This window comes from Sphingopyxis sp. Soil_C_28, from assembly GCF_057657055.1.
In genome coordinates, this window is sequence record NZ_JBDGJE010000002.1 from 824,084 (window position 1) to 843,385 (window position 19,302).

Consider the following 19,302-nt stretch of genomic DNA (forward strand, 5'->3'; position numbering starts at 1 on the left):
AGGGACAGACGATGGTTCAACTGGGCCAGGAGACCGGCGCGCTTCTCGACAGGCTGGGCGTCGACCGCGCGCTGTGGACCGAGGGGTCGATGCCGTCGGCAACGCCGCTGACCGGCGAGCAGCTGGGCATGGTGCGGGTCGCAGACGCGGCGGCGATCGACGAAACGATCGATCGGGCGAGTGCGGCTTTCCGCGCCTGGCGCCAGATACCCGCGCCGCGGCGCGGCGAGCTGGTGCGGTTGTGGGGCGAGGAATTGCGCGCGGCGAAGGACGATCTGGCCAAGCTGGTAACGATCGAGGCCGGAAAAATCCCGTCCGAGGGCGCGGGTGAAGTGCAGGAGATGATCGACATCTGCGACTTTGCGGTCGGGCTTTCGCGCCAGCTTTACGGCCTCACCATCGCAACCGAACGGCCGGGGCACCGAATGATGGAGGTCTGGCACCCGCTTGGACCTGTCGGGGTCATTTCGGCGTTCAACTTCCCGGTTGCGGTGTGGGCGTGGAATGCGGCGCTGGCACTCGTTTGCGGTAACAGCGTCATGTGGAAGCCTTCCGAAAAGACGCCGCTGACGGCGCTGGGCGTCCAGGCGATTTTCACACGGGCGGTGGCGCGGTTCGGCGATGCGCCCGAAGGGCTGTCGCAATTGCTGATCGGCGGGCGCGAAGTCGGCGAGGCACTGGTCGACGACAGGCGCGTCGCGCTGGTGTCGGCGACCGGGTCGACAAGGATGGGACGCGCGGTGGCGCCGCGGTTGGCGCAGCGTTTTGCGCGCGCGATCCTCGAGCTTGGCGGCAACAATGGCGCGATCGTCGGGCCCTCGGCCGATCTGGAGCTTGCGCTGCGCGGGGTGGCGTTCGGGGCGATGGGGACCGCGGGGCAGCGGTGCACCACGACGCGGCGATTGTTCGTGCACGACAGCATTTACGATGGCTTCGTCGCCAAGCTGAAGGCGGCCTATGCGAGCGTTGCGATCGGCAACCCGCTGGACGGCGAGGTGCTCGTCGGACCGCTGATCGACCGTGCGGCCTATGAGGCGATGCAAGCGGCGTTGATCGCCGCCAAGGGTGCGGGCGGCGTCGTTCATGGCGGCGAGCGGGTCGGTGCGGGGGCCAGCTTTTATGTGAAGCCCGCGCTGGTCGAAATGCCGGGGCAGATTGGCCTGGTGCTCGAAGAAACCTTTGCGCCGATCCTGTACGTCATGCGCTACTACGACCTCGATGCGGCGATCGGCCTGCACAATGACGTCGCCGCCGGCCTGTCGTCGGCGATCTTCACCACCGACATGCGCGAAGCCGAACGGTTTCTGGTCGCGAGCGACTGCGGGATCGCCAACGTCAATCTCGGCACCTCGGGCGCCGAGATCGGCGGCGCGTTCGGCGGCGAGAAGGAAACGGGGGGCGGACGCGAGTCGGGGTCAGACAGCTGGAAGGCTTATATGCGGCGCGCGACGAACACGCTGAATTACTCGGACGCGCTGCCGCTGGCGCAGGGGGTTTCGTTCGACATTTGACCTGTTCCCCTCGTTTGCGGGAGGGGAGATCAGGCTGCGCGCCAGCCGAAGCCGTCTTCGAGCGCGACGATCTGTCCTCCCGTTCCGACAGGTTCCGTCGTGCCGTCGGTCAGAAACGCCAGCATCGCGGCATCGCCGACATCGACATGTGCCAGCGTACGATCCCCCGCGGGCGTGCGCGCCACGACAACGCCGGCCTTCGGCGCGCCGTCGCGTCCGTAGAATATCGTATAGCTTTCGATCGTCGCCGGACCCGCATAATCCTCGACCAGGCCGGGCACCGGGCCGCGCTTCGCCTCGGCTTCGGCCTGATAGTCGAAATCCTGCGGGAAACTTGCCGCCGCGATCGGCTGGCTTCCCAATATGATGCAATGATTGTCGGTCGCGAAGCCGCCGTTGGCGAACAGGAAACCATAACGGCCTTCGCCGCGCAGTTTGTCGACCATCGAGACGATGGCATGGCTCATATAATTGGCGATCGGGCCGCCGCCAAAGGTGAGGCCGCCGAACACCGTCGCGGGGCGATCCCACGGCCAGCCGAGGATACGCCGCGCCATTTTGGGCACACAGGGAAAGCAGCTGTAGAGTTCGACGAAATCCAAATCGCCGGCGGCCATATCATTGAGTTCGAGCGTGCGCGCGATCGACGTCTCCATGCTGACGCTGCCGTCGTAACGGTCGCGGTGGAGTATGCTGGCGGGCTCCTTCGCCGCGGCGCCCATGCCCACGTAGATCAGCCGGTCTTCGGCGATCCCGCGGCGGCGCGCTTCGGCGAGGCTGGCGACGATAAAGCCCGCCCCCTGATTGACCGACGAATTGGCGACCATCAGCTTCGAATAGGGGAAGGCGATCGGCCGGTTGCGCTCGTCGACCCTGAGGATGTCCTCGGGCGAGGCGGGCTTGCGGATCCACGCGCCGTCGTTCGCGGCAGCGACTTCGGAAAAGCGCGACCAGATTTCGGCGCTTTCGAATTGCGCTTCTTTAAGGCTCTGGTTCCACGCGGCGCGCGTTGCATTCTCGTAAAGCGGATAGACGTCGACCGGCGCGGCGAGGCCGTGGGCTTGCGCATAGTTCGGCTCGCGCCGCGTCGCGACCTTGCGGATCGCGTTATAGCTTTTGTCCTCACCGCTCGCGGCTTTGGCGGCACGGCCGGCGGCGGTGCGCAGCGCCTCGGCGCCGACGATCGCGGCGAGTTTGACCTCGCCCGCGCCTATGCGGTTCGCGGCCTCGTTGAGCAGGCGCACCGGGGTGTCACCATGGGGGGCCGCCGATTGATAGTTGATCGCGGGGGTGGCGCCGATCGCGGCGGCGAGCGGATCGCACAGCTTGCCGAGGCTGTGGAAGCTGATCTGGTCGACGATCGCGAGGCTGTCGATTTCAGCCAGCGATACGCCCGCATCTTCTGCTGCGACCTTCAACGCCGCGACCATCAGCCCGAGCGAATCCAGTCCCTGATCGGGGTCTTCTGGCCTGTCGTTAATCTGGCCGACGCCGATGATGACGGGAATACGCTCAGGGTCGGTCATCGTCATGTCAGCGGGCTTTCCACTCGGGCTTGCGCTTCTGTGCGAAGGCGAGCGGGCCTTCGCGGGCGTCTTCGCTGCGCATCAATACGCCGCGCTCACGGGTGTTATGCTCCCAATAGGGCGCGTCGGCGGCGATGCGGCCGTCGTCGATGCCAAGCGCGACGCGTTTCGACGCCTGCACCGACAGCGGCGCGTTGGCGGCGATCTTTTCGGCGAGTGCGATCGCGGTGGGCAGCAGGTCGGCGAGCGGGACGACATGGTTGACGAGCCCGAACTCGGCGGCGCGCGCCGCGGGGATCGGGTCGCCGGTCAGCATATATTCCATCGCGAGCTTGCGCGGCAGTTGCTGGGCGAGGCGGAACGCGCCGCCCGCCGCGGCGAACAGTCCGACCTTGACCTCGGGCAGCCCGAATTGCGCATGGTCGGCGGCGATGATGATGTCGCTCATCAGCGCGATCTCGCAGCCGCCGCCAAAAGCGAAGCCGTTGACCGCAGCGATGATCGGCTTCGAGATCGGGTGCGACACCATGCCGGCAAAACCCCACGCCTGCTGCGCCGGATCGTCGGGATAGAGGCTTTCGCCGCGAGAGAGCGCGACGAGATCTGCGCCCGCACAGAAGCTTTTGTCACCCGCGCCGGTGATCAAGACGACGCGGATTTCAGGGTCTGCTTCGGCTTCTTCGAGCGCGATGCCGATGCCGATGTGGACCGCGGCATTGACCGCATTGCGCGCCTCGGGCCGGTTGATCGTGACGATCAATATATGGCCGCGGCGTTCGGTGAGGATGGTGGTGTCGGTCATCGCGAATCTCTCCCTTTGGCGGGAGTATCGCGGTTGGTTGACGTTTACGTCAACTGTAATCCTCCCTGTCGCGCGGCGATGGGGAGGGGGACCGTCCGCAGGATGGCGGAGGGGCGGGGACGTTCGCGCCTTGGCCCCTCCGTCAGCGCTGCGCGCTGCCACCTCCCCATGGCTGTGCCACAGGGAGGAAGTTTTATCAGATCGACTGGCCGGTCTTTGCCCAGTCGGCGAGGAAGCCTTCGATGCCCTTTTCGGTCAGGATATGCTTGAACAGCCCCTTGATCACCGACGGTGGTGCGGTCATCACGTCGGCGCCGATCTTGGCGGCCTCGAGCACATGGATGCCGTGGCGCACACTCGCGACGAGAATTTCGGTTTCATAGCCGTAATTGTCGTAGATCAGACGGATATCGGAGATCAGCTGCATCCCGTCGAAGCCATTGTCGTCGTGACGGCCGACGAAGGGCGAGACGAAGGTCGCGCCGGCCTTCGCCGCGAGCAGCGCCTGCGCTGCCGAGAAGCAGAGCGTGACATTGACCATGGTGCCGTCGCTGGTCAGCGCCTTGCAGGTCTTGAGCCCGTCAATCGTCAGCGGCACCTTGATGCAGACATTCGGCGCGATCTTGCGGAGGATCTCGGCCTCTTTCATCATCGTCGCATGGTCGAGCGCGACGACTTCGGCCGATACGGGGCCGGTGGTCAACGCGCAGATTTCCTTCGTCACTTCCTTGAAATCGCGGCCCGACTTGGCGATCAGCGACGGGTTGGTGGTGACCCCGTCGAGCAGGCCGGTCGCGGCGAGTTCCTGGATGTCGGCGATTTCGGCGGTGTCGGCGAAGAATTTCATGGCGCGGGGCTTTCCTGTGGGAAGGTGATTCGGGTTGGCCATCGCCCTAGAGCAACGGCGGAGAAAACTGAACCGTCCTCACCGTCTTTCGTCACCCTCGAACGAGACTCGTGGCTCGTTCGACTTGATCCGGGGTCCATGACGACCGGGCGGTGATGAACGTCGGATCGAGTTCGGCATGACGAACAAGGAAAGCACTGGAGTTCTTTCTTTGTTCCTATTAAGCGCGAGCTATGGCCAAAGCGAAACGTCAATATGTCTGCCAGAATTGCGGTTCCGCCACCTATCGCTGGCAGGGGCAGTGCGCCGATTGCGGCGAGTGGAACACGCTGGTCGAGGAGGCTGGCGAAACGGTCTTTTCGGCAAAGCACGACCTGAGCAAGGGCGGGCGCACGATCGCACTCGAATCGCTCGATGCCGAGAGCAAGATGCCTGAGCGGATGCTGTGCGGAATTGCGGAGTTCGACCGCGCGCTGGGTGGCGGGTTCGTTGCCGGGTCGGCGACGCTGATCGGCGGCGATCCGGGGATCGGCAAGTCGACGCTTTTGCTGCAGGCGGCAGGGCGGCTAGCGCAGGCGGGCAAGTCGGTCGTTTATATCAGCGGCGAGGAAGCGGCGGCGCAGGTGCGGCTGCGCGCGCAGCGGCTGGGGCTCGGCAACGCGCCGGTCGCGCTGGCGAGCGCGACGTCGGTGCGCGATATCCTTGCGACGCTCGACCGGCAGACCGCCGATTTCGTCGTGATCGATTCGATCCAGACGATGCACAGCGACCTGATCGACAGTGCGCCGGGGACAGTGAGCCAGGTCCGCGCGAGTGCGCAGGAGCTGATCCGCTATGCCAAGGATAGCGACGCCGCGATCGTGCTCGTCGGTCATGTCACCAAAGACGGGACGATCGCGGGACCGCGCGTGCTCGAACATATGGTCGACACCGTGCTGGCGTTCGAGGGCGAGCGCAGCCATCAATATCGTATCCTGCGCGCGGTGAAGAACCGCTTTGGCGGCACCGACGAAATCGGCGTCTTCGCGATGGGCGAAGAAGGGCTGGGCGAGGTTTCGAACCCGTCGAGCCTGTTCCTGACCGATCGCAGCCGCGACGTGCCGGGTTCGGTGGTGTTTCCGGCGCTGGAAGGCACACGGCCGGTGCTGGTCGAGGTGCAGGCGCTGACCGTGCGGCTGGCGAGCGGCGCGACTCCCCGGAGAGCGGTGGTTGGCTGGGACAGCGGGCGGCTCGCGATGGTGCTCGCCGTCCTCGAAGCGCGCTGCGGGCTGCAAATGGGCGCCGCTGAGGTCTATCTCAACATCGCGGGCGGTTACCGGTTGACCGATCCCGCCGCCGATCTGGCGGTCGCGGCGGCGCTGATATCGGCGTTCAGCGAACGTCCGGTGCCCGCCGACGCCATCGTGTTCGGGGAATTGTCGCTGTCGGGCGAAGTGCGGCAGGTTTCGCACGATGGGCTGCGGCTGCGTGAGGCGGCGAAGCTTGGTTTCTCGCGCGGTTGGGGGCCGAAGGGCATGAAAGCGGTCGGCGGGATCTCGGTCACCGGTTTCGAACGCCTCGGCGAACTCGTTGACCTGATGCTCGGTCGCGACTAGCGACCGCAAAATGGGAAGTTTGACGGCTCTGGATATCGTCGTGCTGGTGCTGGTTGGCGGCGGCGCGGTACTCGGTTTTTCGCGCGGCCTCGTGCAGGAACTGACGACGCTGCTCGCCTGGGTCCTGGCGATTGCGGCGGTGCGGTTTTTTCACCCGCTGGTGACCGACCTGCTCGCGGGCTGGGTCGGGACCGAAGGCGGCGCTGCGGCGCTCGCTTTCGTCCTGCTCTTCGGCGGCGTGTTCGCATTTGCCAAATGGGGATCGCGCGCCATGGGACAGCGCAGCCGCGCATCGCTGGTCGGCGGTTTCGACCGTGGGCTGGGCGCTGGGTTCGGCGCCGTCAAAGGCCTGCTGATCGCCTCGATCGGTTTCATGCTCGTCTCGCTGCTTTACGACATCGGCTATGGCAATGCGCAGCGTCCGGCGTGGATAACCGACAGCCGCACCTATCCGGCGCTGAACGCCACCAGCACCGCGATGAGCAAGGTGATCGCCGATCGCCGCGCCGAAGCGCGCGAGGCCGAAGCTGAAGCCGGCAAAGACAAGCCATGAGTGCGCCGCTCTATAATCGCGATATTCTGGCGCTGGCGGTCGCGACCGCCGAACATCTGCCAAATCCCGATGCGCGTTTCCGGGTGAGCAAGCGCGCACCGCTGTGCGGCAGTGCCATCATCCTCGACCTCGACACCGATGACGCCGGCCGTGTCACCCATGTCGGCATGCATGTCGAGGCGTGCGCGCTGGGGCAGGCGTCGGCGGCGCTGCTGGCGCGCCATGCGCGGGGACGCAGCCTTGCCGATCTGCGCGATGCGCGCGCCGCGATCGCGGGCTGGTTCGGGGGCACGGGCGGCCAGCCCGACTGGCCGGGCTTTGACCTGCTTGCGCCGGCGCGTGATTATCCCGCGAGACACGGCGCGATCCTGCTGCCCTTCGACGCCGCGATTGCGGCGCTCGAGGAGCGGGCCGCGGCCGCATGACCCTGCTCACGCTCACCGCGGCGGCTTCGGAAGCGGCTGAAAAGGTAGCCGAAACCGCAACCGATACCGCGCTGGTCGAGGGCGCGATCCTGCTGGGGGTCGCGACCTTGTTCGTGCTGATTTTCCGCCGCCTCGGCCTCGGCGCCGTGCTCGGTTACCTGATCGCGGGCGCGGTTGTCGGGCCGCACGGCCTAGCGCTTGTCGGGGGCGGCGAATCGAAGCTTGCCTTTGCCGAGCTTGGCATCGCTTTCCTGCTTTTCCTCGTCGGACTTGAACTCTCGCCGAACCGGCTGTGGCAGATGCGCCGCGCGATTTTCGGGCTCGGCATGGCGCAGGTCGTGATCACCGGGCTGGTGCTAACGGGGCTCATCCATTTGACTCTGGGGTTCAGCCCCGCGGCTTCGCTGGCACTCGGCTTGCCGCTGGCACTGTCGTCGACCGCGCAGGTGTTGCCCGGCCTCAAAAGCTCGGGGCGGATCAATTCGCCCTTTGGCGAGAAGGCCTTCTCGATCCTGCTGTTTCAGGATCTGGCGATCGTGCCGATGATCACCATCATCGCGGTGCTGTCGCGCGCGCCAGCCGATCCTTCGGCGCCGTCGGGGTGGAAGATGGCGTTCTTCACGGTGTGGGCGATCATCGTCCTGGTTCTTGCGGGCCGCTTCGTCGTCAATCCGTTGCTCCGGATCATCGGCCGTTACGGCGAGCGCGAATTGTTCGTCGTCGTCGGCCTGCTCACCATCCTGGCGAGCGCCGCGCTGATGCACAGCCTGCATCTGTCGACCGCGCTGGGCGCCTTTATCGCGGGCGTCATGCTCGCCGATTCGCCTTATCGGCACGAGATCGAATCGGACGTCGAGCCGTTTCGCCTCGTCCTGCTGGGCCTCTTCTTCCTCGCTGTCGGCATGGTGCTTGATGTCGGCGCGGTTCTGGAACGTCCGCTGATGGTGCTCGGCCTCGCGCTCGGGCTGGTCGCCGTGAAGGTCGTCGTCCTGACGCTGATCGTGAAGCTGTTCGGGAAACCGTGGCCAGTCGCGCTCGGGCTCGGGCTGCTGCTCAGCCAGGGCGGCGAATTCGGCTTCTTGCTGTTTGCGCAGGCCGCCGATGCGCTGCTGATCCAGCCCGAGGCGGCGAGCCTGTTCAGCGCGGTGGTCACGTTGTCGATGGTGACGACGCCGTTCCTGATGCTGTTCGCGCGCAACCTCGAATTTTCACCCGCCGCCGAGCCGTTTGACATGGACGATCCCGAGGGCGCGCCGCGCGGGTCGGCGATCATCGTCGGCTATGGACGGTTCGGCCAGATCGTGTCGCAGATGCTGCACGGCGTCGCATGCTCGGTGACGCTGATCGACAAGAAGCCGAGCCAGATCGAGCTGTCGAGCCGCTTCGACACCAAAGTCTATTTCGGCGACGGGCTTCGCATCGACCTGCTGCGCCGCGCGGGGGCCGAAGAGGCGCGGCTGATCATCTTTTGCATGGATGATGCGTCGGTCGATGCCGCGGCGATGAAGCCGATCGTCGATGCCTTTCCGCACGCGAAGATCTTGATGCGCGTGTTCGACCGGCGGCAATTGCTGGCGGTCGAAGGGGCGGGGATCGACGGGGTCGTCCGCGAAGTGTTCGAAAGTTCGATTGCGATGGGGTTAAGCGCGCTTCGCCACCTGGAAGTCGATCCGCGCGAGATGGACGATGTCGAGGCGGCGCTCCGCCATCTCGACGAGACGCGGCTGCAGGCACAGATCGACGAAGGCGATATTTCGGCGGGCATGGACCATCGGTTCAAGCCGGGCGGCGGGCGCGAGGCCGACAGCGTGCTCGAGACATTCCGTCGCAAGCGGCTCGCGGCAAAAGCTGCCCGCGAAGAAAATGAAGCAATGGGCCTGACGGGCGAAAGCTAGCTACCCTGCCGCCGCTCCAAAGACGCGCGGTGGGGGTTACCCAATGAGATCGGGATCGGCAGTGGGCGCCTTACCCGTCCAGAAAGGCCGCGACGGCCTCAAGACCATAGTCTTCGGTGACGAAGCTCTGTCCGATGCCGCGCGTCAGGATCAGCGGCAGCTTTCCGCCGCGAACCTTCTTGTCGTGCGCCATATGGCCGGCCAAAGTCGCGCCGTCGGTGTTGACGCCCGCGCTGGCAAGGCTGTGCGGCAGGTCGACGCTGGCCAGATGGTCGCGGACGCGCGCCGCGTCTTCGGCAGAGCAGAGGCCCTTCGCGGCCGAGAATTGGTGCGCGAGCACCATGCCCGCCGCGACCGCCTCGCCATGGAGCAGCCGGTCCGAATAGCCGGTCTCGGCCTCGAGCGCATGGCCGAAGCTGTGGCCGAGGTTGAGCAACGCACGAATGTCCTGCGTTTCGCGCTCGTCGGCCGCGACGATGCGCGCCTTGGCGGCGACGCTGTGGGAAATCGCCTTGTGGCGAGCCGCGCTGTCTCCGGCGAGCAGGGCGGCACCGTGCGCCTCGCACCAGGCGAAGAAGTCCGCGTCGTCGATCAGGCCATATTTTACGACTTCGGCATAGCCAGCGCCAAGTTCGCGGCGCGGCAGCGTTTCGAGCGTCGTCGGATCGATCACGACGAGCGCGGGCTGGTGAAAGGCGCCGATCAGATTCTTGCCCGCGGCGACGTTGATCGCGGTCTTGCCGCCGACGCTGCTGTCGACTTGCGCAAGCAAAGTGGTCGGCACCTGGATGAAGTTGCAGCCGCGCTTGACGATGCTGCACGCAAAACCGACGAGGTCGCCGATCACGCCGCCGCCGAGGGCGATCACATGGTCGCCGCGCTCGACGCCTTCGCCGATCAGCCATTCGGTCAGGCGCGCCAGGCCGGCCCAGCTCTTCGTGCCTTCGCCGGGTTCGAGGACGAAGGAGGAGAAGGATATGCTCTCTATCCCCAGCGCGGTGCCGAGCGGGACCAGATATTGTTCGGCGACATGGCTGTCGGTGACGATCATCGTTCGCGGGCGCTTGAGCAACGGTGCGACATGCTCGCCGATGCCGCGAATAAGACCATCGCCGATCAGGATCGGGTAACTGCGGCTGCCGAGTTCGACGGTCAGGCTTTCCATTGCGACAGCGCCTCCAGAATGTTGCGCACCGTATGGTCGTGCGGCGTGCTCGCCGAACTGATGCGCAGATGCGCCTCGGCATAGATGGGGTTGCGGACCGCTGCCAGCTCGCGCAGCACTTCGCCGGGGTCGCGGTTCTTGAGCAGCGGGCGATGGCTGCGGCGTCCGACGCGCTCGACCAGCGTTGCGATATCGGCGTCGAGCCAGATGCAGAGGCTGTCCTGCAAGATCAGCGCGCGCGTTTCGTCGTTGATAAAGGCGCCGCCGCCGGTCGCGAGCACCATCGGCTTGCCCGCCAGCAGGCGCGCGATCACCCGCCGCTCGCCATCGCGAAAATGCGCCTCGCCGAACCTGGCGAAAATATCCGAAATCGTCGTGTCGGCGGCGCGTTCGATCTCGTCGTCGGCATCGGCAAACCGCATGCCCAACCTTTGCGCGAGACGGCGGCCGATCGTCGATTTCCCGGACCCCATCAGCCCCACGAGCACGATCGACCGTTCGCGGATCGACGCGGGGATGGCCCCAGAAGAAATTGGGCCCGGGCTTTTCGGGTTTCGCGACATGGTGCGCGCGGCTATACCGCCCAAGGCGCGCGGGACAATGTTTTTGCTGCACGCGCGTAATGGGACGAACGGCAGGCATTGGACATTGCGCGCGAAAGGCAGATCGGGAAAAGGGCGCTGGATTGCACGATTGATCGTGCTGGCGCTGGTTCTGGTGGCTTTCTTTCTGTTCCTGCTGTTCCTGGGTCGGCCGATCGAGCCGCGAACGATTGAGGTGGACGTGACCGACAAGATTGCCGAAAGCGCACCGCAATGAAGATGAAAACACTGTCGCTCACGCTGGGCTTGTCGGGAACCGCCATGGCCGCCGCGCTGGTACTGCCCGCGCTCGCGCAGGAATCGCTGTTGCCCGAAGGCTTCGGCAACCCCGCCGACACGCCCGCTCCGCGCCCGTCGCCGACGCCGTCGCCCAGTGCGACGCCGACACCCGGCTCGACCCCCAAAAATGGCGCCTCGCCGCCGCCGGTTGCCCCGACGCTGAGCACCACCACCGTGAGCGCGTCCGCCGAAGAGGGCGAGGATGCCGAGGAAGGCGAGGAGGTCGCATCGGGCGGGCTGAAATACGACCTGCCGCCCGGTGCGCGCCGCCTGCTCACCCGCATCGGGCCGCTGACCCCGGAAACCGGCGGGCTTGCTCCCGATGCATTCGGCGTGCGCGGCCAATATGCCGCCGCGATCATGCGCAAGACCAATGGCCAGTTCGCATCGCGCTGGGGCCAGATATTGCTTCGCCGCTCGCTCGCCTCGGCGATCGATACGCCGGTCACGATCAACGGCGCCGATCTGGCGGCCGATCGCGCCTCGCTGCTGCTTCGCATGGGCGAATCGATTGCCGCGCGCTGGATCGTCCAGTCGGTCGATTATGATCGCGCGAGCCCGCGCCTCGTCGCCGCGGCACAGCAGACCTATCTTGCCAATGCCGATCCGGCGGGGATGTGCCCCTATGTGCCTGCAGGCCTCGCCCATGGCGACGAGCAGGCATGGCGGTTGTCGGCCGCGATCTGTTCGGGCCTGTCGGGCGAAGCGGGCCCTGCGGGCTGGGCGATCGGCCGGGTGCGGTCCAGCGGCAAAATCTCGAACTTCGATATCTTGCTCGCCGAACGCGTGCTCGGCGCGACGGGCAGCGGCCGCCGCTCGACGACGATCGAGTGGGACAATGTCGACCGTCTGACGAGCTGGCGTTTCGGTATGGCCACCGCGACTGCGATCCCGGTTCCCGAGGCGCTGCGGACATCGGCGCCATCCAATATCAAAAGCTGGGCGGTGCTGGCGCCCATGACCGATATGGCAAGCCGTGTCGCCGCGGCGCCCGAAGCGGCCGCGCGCGGCGTGTTGTCGAGCGAGGCCTATGTGTCGCTGTTGAGCGCCGCGGCGAGCGAGGAAGAACCCGCCGAGGCGCTCGCAAACCAGACCGACCAGCTTCGCGGTGCGTTTCGCTTCGCAAGCGGCGTCGATCGTTATGCGGCGATGGAGCGCCTTTGGGGTACGGACACGGGCAACCCGACGCAGCGTTATGCCGCGATGGTCGCCACCGCGCGCGCCGCGGCGGCTTTGCCAGCCAATACCGATGTCGGGGCCGACCCCTGGCAGCTGATGGGATCGATGCTCGCTGGCGGTTACGACGAAAATGCCATCGCATGGGTCCCGACCGTTTCGATCGGCAGCCGGGCGTGGGGCGTGCTCGCCGTGGGGTCGCCGCGGCCGCTTACGGGCATGAGCGCGGGCGCGGTCGGACAGTTTGCGGGCGACGACGACAGCGCCGATGCGCTGCGGTCGAAGTTCCTCTTGGCGGGTCTCGCCGGTCTTGGACGGCTCGATGCGAGCGCGGCAGCGTCGGCGGCGAGCGATCTGGAGGTCGACCTTGGCAAGCAGACGCGTTGGTCGCGTGCGATCATGGCGGCGGCCGAGCGCCGCGAGCCGGGGATGGTCGCCTTGCTTGCGGCAGCGGGAATGCAGGGCGAATGGTCGAATGTGCCGCCCTATCATCTCTATTATATTGTCCGGGCGCTGCGTGAGGTGGGGCTTGCGGCCGAAGCGCGGATGATCGCCGCCGAAGCGTTGGTGCGTGTCTGACGAAGCGCTGATCGACCGCTTTCTCGAAATGATGGCGGCTGAACGCGGGGCCTCGCGCAATACGCTGGCCGCCTATCGCCGCGATCTGGAGCAGGCGGCCGAGTGGGGCAAGGGGCCGCTGTTCGAGGCAGATGCGGCCGCCTTGCGCAAATTAATGGCGGATTATCAGTCGCTGGCCGCGAGCAGCGCAGCACGCAAATTGTCGGCGCTGCGCCAGTTCTTCGCTTTCTTGCTCGATGAAGGCGAGCGCGCCGACAATCCGGCGCTAGATATCGCGCGGCCAGCAACGCGTCGTCCGCTGCCGCGAATCCTGACGCACTCGGACGTCGAACGATTGTTCGAGCAGGCGGGCGGGGAGGCCGACGGCGAGGCCGCGCCTGCCAATGCCGTGCGCATGCTGTTACTGCTCGAGCTGCTTTACGGTTCGGGGCTTCGCGCGACCGAGCTGGTCTCGCTGCCGCGGCGGGCTGTCGCCGGCGAACGCGAATATCTGATCGTCCGCGGTAAGGGCGAGAAGGAGCGGCTGGTGCCGCTGTCCGAGCGCGCGCGCGATGCGTTCGATCGCTGGTTGCCGCTTCTGACCGATGCGTCGCCGTGGCTGTTCCCATCGGGCAAGGCGCATATCTCGCGCGTCCGGCTGTTCCAGATGCTGCGCGAGCTGGCGGCGCGCGCCGGGCTCGATCCGACCGCGATCAGCCCGCATGTCCTGCGCCACGCCTTTGCGACCCATTTGCTCGAGGGGGGAGCCGATCTGCGCGCGCTGCAACTGATGCTCGGCCACGCCGATATCGCCACGACCGAAATCTATACCCATGTCGACAGCCGCCGCCTCGTCGAACTGGTCAACCGCCGTCACCCGCTCGCGCAGATGCCCGACCGTACAGCCAGCGTTGACCTTGAGACGCCATCGTCCTAGCGCTCCCCTATGACAGCCTTTCTGGACTTCGAAAAACAGGTCGCGGCGCTCGATCGCCAGATTGCCGAACTGCGCGAAATGGGCGACGATCCCACGCTCAACATCGACAATGATATCGCCCGGCTCGAGGATAAGTCCTCGAAATTGCTGCGCGAAATCTATTCAAAACTGACGCCTTGGCAAAAGACGCAGGTCGCGCGCCACCCGGACCGTCCGCATTTCAAACATTATGTCGCCGGCCTGTTCGACGATTGGATGCCGCTCGCCGGCGACCGCAATTTCGGCGACGATCAGGCGATATTGGGCGGGATGGCGCGTTTTCGCGGCCGCCGCGTCATGGTCATCGGCCACGAAAAGGGCGACGATATCCCGTCGCGGATGAAGCATAATTTCGGGATGGCAAAGCCCGAGGGCTATCGCAAGGCGATCCGCCTGATGCAGCTTGCCGACCGCTTCGGCCTGCCCGTCGTCACGCTCGTCGACACGTCGGGCGCGTTTCCGGGCATTCAGGCCGAAGAGCGCGGGCAAGCCGAGGCGATTGCGCGCTCGACCGAGCAGTGCCTTGCGCTGGGCGTGCCGATGGTCGCCGCGGTCGTGGGTGAGGGCGGCTCGGGAGGCGCGATCGCGCTCGCGGCCGCGAACCGCGTGCTGATGTTTGAACATGCGGTCTATTCGGTGATTTCGCCTGAGGGCTGCGCGTCGATATTGTGGCGCACGTCGGACAAGGCGGCCGATGCCGCCGCGGCGATGAAGATGTCGGCGCAGGACTTGATGGGCCTGAAAGTCATCGACCGGATCGTCCCTGAACCCGTCGGTGGCGCACACCGTGCCCCCGAAGTCGCGATTGCGGCGCTGGGCGACGCGATTGCGCAGGAACTCGACGCTTTGTCGGGCCTGCCGCGTGACAAGATCCTTGCCGCGCGCGAGGAAAAATTCCTTGCGATGGGCCGCGCTTAGACGCGGCTCTCGTGGAACCCGATCGCGGGTTATCGCGTTCCCTTTTCGAAAATCGGCCGACCGCGATTCACCGCGTGGCTTGCGTTGTCGTGCGACGGGGATACCCTGACCAAAGAATAGAGTGGGAGGCATTTCGATGAGCTGGAAGACCGGAAAAAGACTGGCAGCGATGCTGGCGATGGGCGGAATTGCGGTCGCCGGCGCCGCCGACGCGCAGTTGAAGGCGATCAAGACCGCGACGAATATTTCGCCGGCCGAACGCAAGCAGGGCACCGACGCGCACCCGCAGCTGATGGCCGAATTCGGCGGTGCTTATAACGGGCCGCAGGCGACCTATGTGAACCGCATCGGGCAGAATATCGCGGTCCAGTCGGGCCTGTCGCGCTCTCCGAGCGATTTCACCGTAACCCTGCTCAACTCGCCGGTGAACAACGCGTTCGCGATCCCTGGCGGCTATGTCTATGTCACGCGGCAACTGATGGCGCTGATGAACGACGAGGCCGAACTGGCGGGGGTGCTCGGGCACGAGGTCGGCCATGTCGCTGCGCAGCACAGCAAAAAGCGCCAGTCGGCGGCGACGCGCAACCAGATTCTCGGCGTCCTCGGCGCGGTGCTGGGCGGCGCGATCGGCGACAATGGCGGCCTGCTCGGCGGGCTTGGCGGGTTGCTCCAGAATAATTCGATGCAGGTTGCGCAAATGGCGACACTCGGCTTTTCGCGCGCCCAGGAATTGCAGGCCGACCAGCTTGGCGTCCAGTATCTGCGCAGCGCGGGGTATGACCCGCTGGCGCTGTCGACGATGCTGACGAGTCTCGCCAACCAGACGACCCTCGACGCGCGGCTTTCGGGCGGCGATGCGCGCTCGCTGCCCGCGTGGGCCAGTACGCACCCCGACCCCGCATCGCGCGTCCGCAATGCGCAGACGCTGGCGAGCCGCGTTGGCGGAAGCGGCGGGACGCGTAATGCCGAGGCCTTTCTGGCGTCGGTGGACAATATTCTTTACGGCGACGATCCCGCGCAGGGTGTGGTCGAGGGCAATGAGTTTCTGCATCCCGACCTGCGGCTCAAATTTACGGTGCCAAACGGCTATGGCATGCAAAATGGCGTCGACGCGGTATCGATCAGCGGCAACGGCGGCCAGGCGCAATTTACGACCGGTCCATATAATGGTGACATGAACGCCTATATCACCGCCGCGTTCAAGGCGGTGGCGGGCAATGCGACGATCAGCCCCGGTGCGATCCAGCGTACCACCGTCGGCGGCATCCCGGCGTCCTATTCGACGGCGCGGGTCAACACCCAGTCGGGGCAGGTCGACGTCACCATTTTTGCTTATGAATTCTCGCGCAGCAGCGCGTTCCATTTCGTCACGCTGACACAGGCTGGCGGCGCGAGCGCGTTCAATTCGATGTTCAACAGCGTCCGGCGCCTGAGCGTCGCGGAAGCCGCGGCGATCAAGCCGCGGCGGATCGATGTCGTGACCGTCGGCCGCGGCGATACGATGGCCAGCCTTGCCCGGCGGATGGCGTACAGCAATTATCAGGCTGAGCGGTTTCAGGTGCTCAACCGGCTCAGCGCGTCGAGCCGGCTGACCCCCGGGCAGAAGGTCAAGATCGTCGTTTACGCCAGCCGGTAGCGGCTTTTTACAGGATGCACGAAAAAGGGCGGTGGATTGCTCCACCGCCCTTTCCGACTTGCCCGCGCATCGCGATAAGCGGTGCGCGAGGCAATGAGCTTAACGCTCCTTGTCGAGTTCCGACGAAACGTCGGTGAAGGTGTTGCTGACGCTGTTGCCGACTGCGCCCATTGCGGTGATGCCGGCGACGGCGATCAGGGCCGCAATCAGGCCATATTCGATGGCGGTGGCGGCTTCGGTGTTGCGGACGAACTTTTTGATGAACTTCATGACTGGTCTCCTGATTTCACTTACCCTGTTGACGGTCTGGTCTTGGTCAACATCTGGGGGTTTAGGGCGAATAGGTTTTGAAAATCTTAATGGCGCCGAGGGCGCTGCGGAGCCGCGGTCCTGAAAAGGGACAGCCGCCGCAACGCTACATATTCGTCTCGGCGGCGGTTGAGACCTTGCCCCACATGTTGGTTGTAGAATTGGCGACATTGCCCACGGCAACGACAGCCGCCAGAAAGACAAGGGCCAGGATCAGCCCGTATTCGACGGCTGTGGCGGCCCTGGTCGACCGCATCAGCCTGTAAAACTTTCGCATTGTTCCACCCCTGACTGAAATTATAGTTCCCGAGGGTGCCCATATTCACACAGGAAGGTTAATAATTTGTCCGCGCTTACACCCGGAAAACCGCCAAAAAGCTTGCTCATTGTCGTCGCGGCGGCGCTCGTCGATCGCGACGGAAGACTGCTGGTCCAGCAGCGTCCCCAGGGCCTGTCGATGGCCGGGCTGTGGGAGTTCCCGGGTGGCAAGCTGGAACCCGGCGAAACGCCGGAGCAAGCGTTGATCCGCGAACTGGGCGAGGAACTGGCAATCGATGTCGATCATGCCTGCCTGGCGCCGGCCTGTTTCGCGAGCGAGGCACTCGGCGACAAGCATCTGCTGTTGCTGTTATACGTATGCCGGAAATGGCGTGGAACGCCGGTCGCGCAGCACGCCAGCGCGCTGCGCTGGGTGCGTCCGGTCGAACTGCACGCCCTCGACATGCCGCCGGCCGACAAGCCGTTGATCGGCCTGCTGGAGGCGTTGATCTAGGTCTTCGGCTTTAAGGCTTCGGCGAGTGAAGCGGTGCCGCTGCCGCGCCGCGCCGGTTGCGGTTGGTCGGGATGCGGCGCCCAGCCGCTGAAATGGACAAGGCGGAAGGCTTCGCCGATGCGGCCATCGGGATCGGCCTGACTTTCGAAAGCAGCGGCGATCCGTACGGACTCTTCGCGCGTCAGTGGCGGCGGAGCGGGTGCGAGGCGGCTGGAAAGACCCGCGGCGCGCAAATCGCGCGCGAGCGCAAACCAGTCGCCATATCGCACCGTCAGTGCCTCGACGTCGACGACGGGCATGGTGAAGCCGACGCGCTGGAGCAGATTGCCCATCGCGGCGAGGTCGATCTGCGGATGCAGCCGCGCGATCGACCGCACCCCGTCGGTCATCACCGCGCGGCGAAGCCGGGGGAGGCTGCCGTCGCCGACAAAGGTGCCGAGCAGCAAGCCGTCGGGCGCGAGCAGGGCGCGCAGGCGGACAAGCGCGCCGGGAACGTCGTTGACGCTGTCGAGCCCGCCGGGCCAGACGATGAGGTCGAAACTGGCAAAGGGCAGGTCGATGGCGTCGGCCTCGACCATGATGGCGCCGCTTTGGGCCGCAAGACGCGGTCCTGCCTCGGCGATGGTCAGGTCGGTGCCGAGCGCGCGCAGATGGTGCGCGAGCGCGCCATCATGCGCACCGATGAGCAAGGCGCGCGGAAATTCGCGCGTCACCATCGCCAGCCGATCGAGCAGGGTTTCGGCGATGATCGGCGCCAGGAAATTGGCGGATGCGGGAAGGCGCGCCAGGCGGTCGCGCTGGGCACGGTGGCGGGCGGCAGAGAAAAGCGGGCGGGGGGATTGCGACATGCGCCGCTTGTGCCGTCCCCGGCGATGCTTCACAAGTCGGGGATGGCGAGTGCGACGGGGGATGCCGGAAAAGAAGATGCGCCGACCGGCAGGTTGTTCGGCGGCTTGCGCGTCGCAGCGCGTGCGATCGTGGATTATGCGCTGCCCCCGCGCTGCCCCGGTTGCGGCATCATCGTCAGCGAAGATCGCCAGTTTTGCCTGACCTGCTGGTCGTCGCTTGATTTCATGGGCGGGCCGTCCTGTCTGCACTGCTCGATCCCGCTTCCCACCGCGCTCGCGGGCGCGCCGATCGCCTGCGGGGCGTGCCTTGCGACTCCGCCGCCGTTCGACGGCGCGCCCGCTGCGCTTGCTTATGGTCCTGTCGCACGCACCGTCGCGCTGCGGCTCAAATATGGCCGGCGGACAGGGCATGCCCGATTGATGGCGCAGTTGATGGCGCGACAGCTGGCGACACTGGGGGAGGCCGACACAATGCTGCTGGTGCCGGTCCCGCTGCACCGCTGGCGGCTCTGGTCGCGCGGCTTCAATCAGGCGGCGCTGGTGGCGGACGAACTCGCGCGCCTCACGGGCGCGCCGCGCGACCATCATCTGCTGCTCAGGATCAAGGCGACCGCATCGCTGCGCGGGAAAGGGCGGCGCGAACGCGATCGCATCGTTGCCGGGGCATTCGCGCTGGCGGGTGACGCAAAAACGCGCGTGGCGGGCCGGCATCTGGTGCTGGTCGACGACGTCCATGCCAGCGGCGCAACGCTGCGTGCGGCTGCGCGCGCCTTACGTCGCAGCGGCGCGACGCGGGTTTCCGCGCTGACCTGGGCCCGGGTCGTTCCGGACGCGCTGATGACGGGCAACATATTTGACTTTGCTTCGTTGGATTCCGATATGACAGACCAACAGATGACAGGATAGCCG

General features: G+C 65.9%; 19 protein-coding genes. 12 read left to right on the forward strand and 7 right to left on the reverse strand.

Translation table 11 applies throughout. The features are described from left to right. Positions 1-11: 11 nt before the first annotated feature. Positions 12-1,511, forward strand: a complete 1,500-nt coding sequence (gene amaB / locus AC3A43_RS12195) for an L-piperidine-6-carboxylate dehydrogenase (protein WP_487792800.1) — start codon at positions 12-14, stop codon at positions 1,509-1,511. Between the two features lie 29 nt (positions 1,512-1,540). On the opposite strand, the gene AC3A43_RS12200 is transcribed toward amaB, so the two are convergent. From AC3A43_RS12200 to fsa, 3 genes are all read right to left on the reverse strand, one after another. After that, a complete protein-coding gene (locus tag AC3A43_RS12200) occupies positions 1,541-3,043 on the reverse strand; it encodes an acetyl-CoA acetyltransferase (protein ID WP_487792801.1) in 1,503 nt (500 codons plus the stop codon). A 1-nt stretch (position 3,044) separates the two neighbouring features. Further along, positions 3,045-3,839: a crotonase/enoyl-CoA hydratase family protein gene (locus AC3A43_RS12205; protein WP_487792802.1), complete on the reverse strand. Its 795-nt coding sequence runs from the start codon at positions 3,837-3,839 to the stop codon at positions 3,045-3,047. A gap of 196 nt (positions 3,840-4,035) precedes the next feature. Beyond that, on the reverse strand, positions 4,036-4,686 hold the full coding sequence (fsa, locus tag AC3A43_RS12210) for a fructose-6-phosphate aldolase (protein ID WP_248457362.1): 651 nt from the start codon (positions 4,684-4,686) through the stop codon (positions 4,036-4,038). A gap of 233 nt (positions 4,687-4,919) precedes the next feature. Between fsa and radA the strand changes: the two genes are divergently transcribed. From radA to AC3A43_RS12230, 4 genes are read left to right on the forward strand one after another with little or no spacing between them, the layout of a single operon-like run. Next, entirely contained in the window at positions 4,920-6,281 is a 1,362-nt protein-coding gene (gene radA / locus AC3A43_RS12215; protein ID WP_487792803.1) for a DNA repair protein RadA, read from the forward strand. Positions 6,282-6,291: 10 nt separating this feature from the next. Then, the gene (locus tag AC3A43_RS12220) at positions 6,292-6,834 is read left to right on the forward strand and encodes a CvpA family protein (RefSeq protein ID WP_487792804.1); all 543 of its coding nucleotides are present in this window, start codon (positions 6,292-6,294) and stop codon (positions 6,832-6,834) included. Further along, positions 6,831-7,259 carry an iron-sulfur cluster assembly scaffold protein gene (locus AC3A43_RS12225; RefSeq protein ID WP_487792805.1) on the forward strand — a complete coding sequence of 143 codons (429 nt, stop codon included), beginning with the start codon at positions 6,831-6,833 and terminating at the stop codon, positions 7,257-7,259. The genes AC3A43_RS12220 and AC3A43_RS12225 overlap by 4 nt, the downstream gene beginning before the upstream one ends. Then, on the forward strand, positions 7,256-9,154 hold the full coding sequence (locus tag AC3A43_RS12230) for a cation:proton antiporter domain-containing protein (RefSeq protein ID WP_487792806.1): 1,899 nt from the start codon (positions 7,256-7,258) through the stop codon (positions 9,152-9,154). The genes AC3A43_RS12225 and AC3A43_RS12230 overlap by 4 nt, the downstream gene beginning before the upstream one ends. A gap of 70 nt (positions 9,155-9,224) precedes the next feature. On the opposite strand, the gene aroB is transcribed toward AC3A43_RS12230, so the two are convergent. After that, on the reverse strand, positions 9,225-10,319 hold the full coding sequence (gene aroB / locus AC3A43_RS12235) for a 3-dehydroquinate synthase (protein WP_487792807.1): 1,095 nt from the start codon (positions 10,317-10,319) through the stop codon (positions 9,225-9,227). Then, positions 10,307-10,792, reverse strand: coding sequence for a shikimate kinase (locus tag AC3A43_RS12240; RefSeq protein WP_487792808.1), 486 nt, complete (start codon positions 10,790-10,792; stop codon positions 10,307-10,309). Before AC3A43_RS12240 ends, aroB begins: the two co-directional genes overlap by 13 nt. Between AC3A43_RS12240 and AC3A43_RS12245 the strand changes: the two genes are divergently transcribed. The 5 genes from AC3A43_RS12245 (at position 10,740) to AC3A43_RS12265 (ending at position 16,464) form a co-directional block, all read left to right on the forward strand. Next, the gene (locus AC3A43_RS12245) at positions 10,740-11,138 is read left to right on the forward strand and encodes a hypothetical protein (RefSeq protein WP_487793055.1); all 399 of its coding nucleotides are present in this window, start codon (positions 10,740-10,742) and stop codon (positions 11,136-11,138) included. The two genes, AC3A43_RS12240 and AC3A43_RS12245, sit on opposite strands and share 53 nt — an antisense overlap. Next, positions 11,135-12,955 (forward strand): hypothetical protein, encoded by a 1,821-nt coding sequence (locus AC3A43_RS12250; RefSeq protein WP_487792809.1) that lies wholly within the window; start codon positions 11,135-11,137, stop codon positions 12,953-12,955. Before AC3A43_RS12245 ends, AC3A43_RS12250 begins: the two co-directional genes overlap by 4 nt. Beyond that, positions 12,948-13,871 carry a tyrosine recombinase gene (locus AC3A43_RS12255; protein WP_487792810.1) on the forward strand — a complete coding sequence of 308 codons (924 nt, stop codon included), beginning with the start codon at positions 12,948-12,950 and terminating at the stop codon, positions 13,869-13,871. The genes AC3A43_RS12250 and AC3A43_RS12255 overlap by 8 nt, the downstream gene beginning before the upstream one ends. 9 nt (positions 13,872-13,880) lie before the next feature. Then, entirely contained in the window at positions 13,881-14,828 is a 948-nt protein-coding gene (locus AC3A43_RS12260) for an acetyl-CoA carboxylase carboxyltransferase subunit alpha (protein WP_487792811.1), read from the forward strand. 136 nt (positions 14,829-14,964) lie between these two features. After that, a complete protein-coding gene (locus tag AC3A43_RS12265; protein ID WP_487792812.1) occupies positions 14,965-16,464 on the forward strand; it encodes a M48 family metalloprotease in 1,500 nt (499 codons plus the stop codon). Between the two features lie 99 nt (positions 16,465-16,563). Here the strand turns inward: AC3A43_RS12265 and AC3A43_RS12270 are convergent, their stop codons facing one another. Beyond that, positions 16,564-16,734 (reverse strand): Flp family type IVb pilin, encoded by a 171-nt coding sequence (locus tag AC3A43_RS12270; RefSeq protein WP_487792813.1) that lies wholly within the window; start codon positions 16,732-16,734, stop codon positions 16,564-16,566. 382 nt (positions 16,735-17,116) lie between these two features. On the opposite strand from AC3A43_RS12270, the gene AC3A43_RS12275 reads away from it, so the two are divergent. Beyond that, entirely contained in the window at positions 17,117-17,545 is a 429-nt protein-coding gene (locus AC3A43_RS12275; RefSeq protein WP_487792814.1) for a (deoxy)nucleoside triphosphate pyrophosphohydrolase, read from the forward strand. On the opposite strand, the gene AC3A43_RS12280 is transcribed toward AC3A43_RS12275, so the two are convergent. After that, positions 17,542-18,393: a methyltransferase domain-containing protein gene (locus AC3A43_RS12280; protein ID WP_487792815.1), complete on the reverse strand. Its 852-nt coding sequence runs from the start codon at positions 18,391-18,393 to the stop codon at positions 17,542-17,544. The genes AC3A43_RS12275 and AC3A43_RS12280 overlap by 4 nt on opposite strands. 24 nt (positions 18,394-18,417) lie before the next feature. Between AC3A43_RS12280 and AC3A43_RS12285 the strand changes: the two genes are divergently transcribed. Then, on the forward strand, positions 18,418-19,299 hold the full coding sequence (locus tag AC3A43_RS12285) for a double zinc ribbon domain-containing protein (protein ID WP_487792816.1): 882 nt from the start codon (positions 18,418-18,420) through the stop codon (positions 19,297-19,299). Positions 19,300-19,302 lie beyond the last annotated feature (3 nt).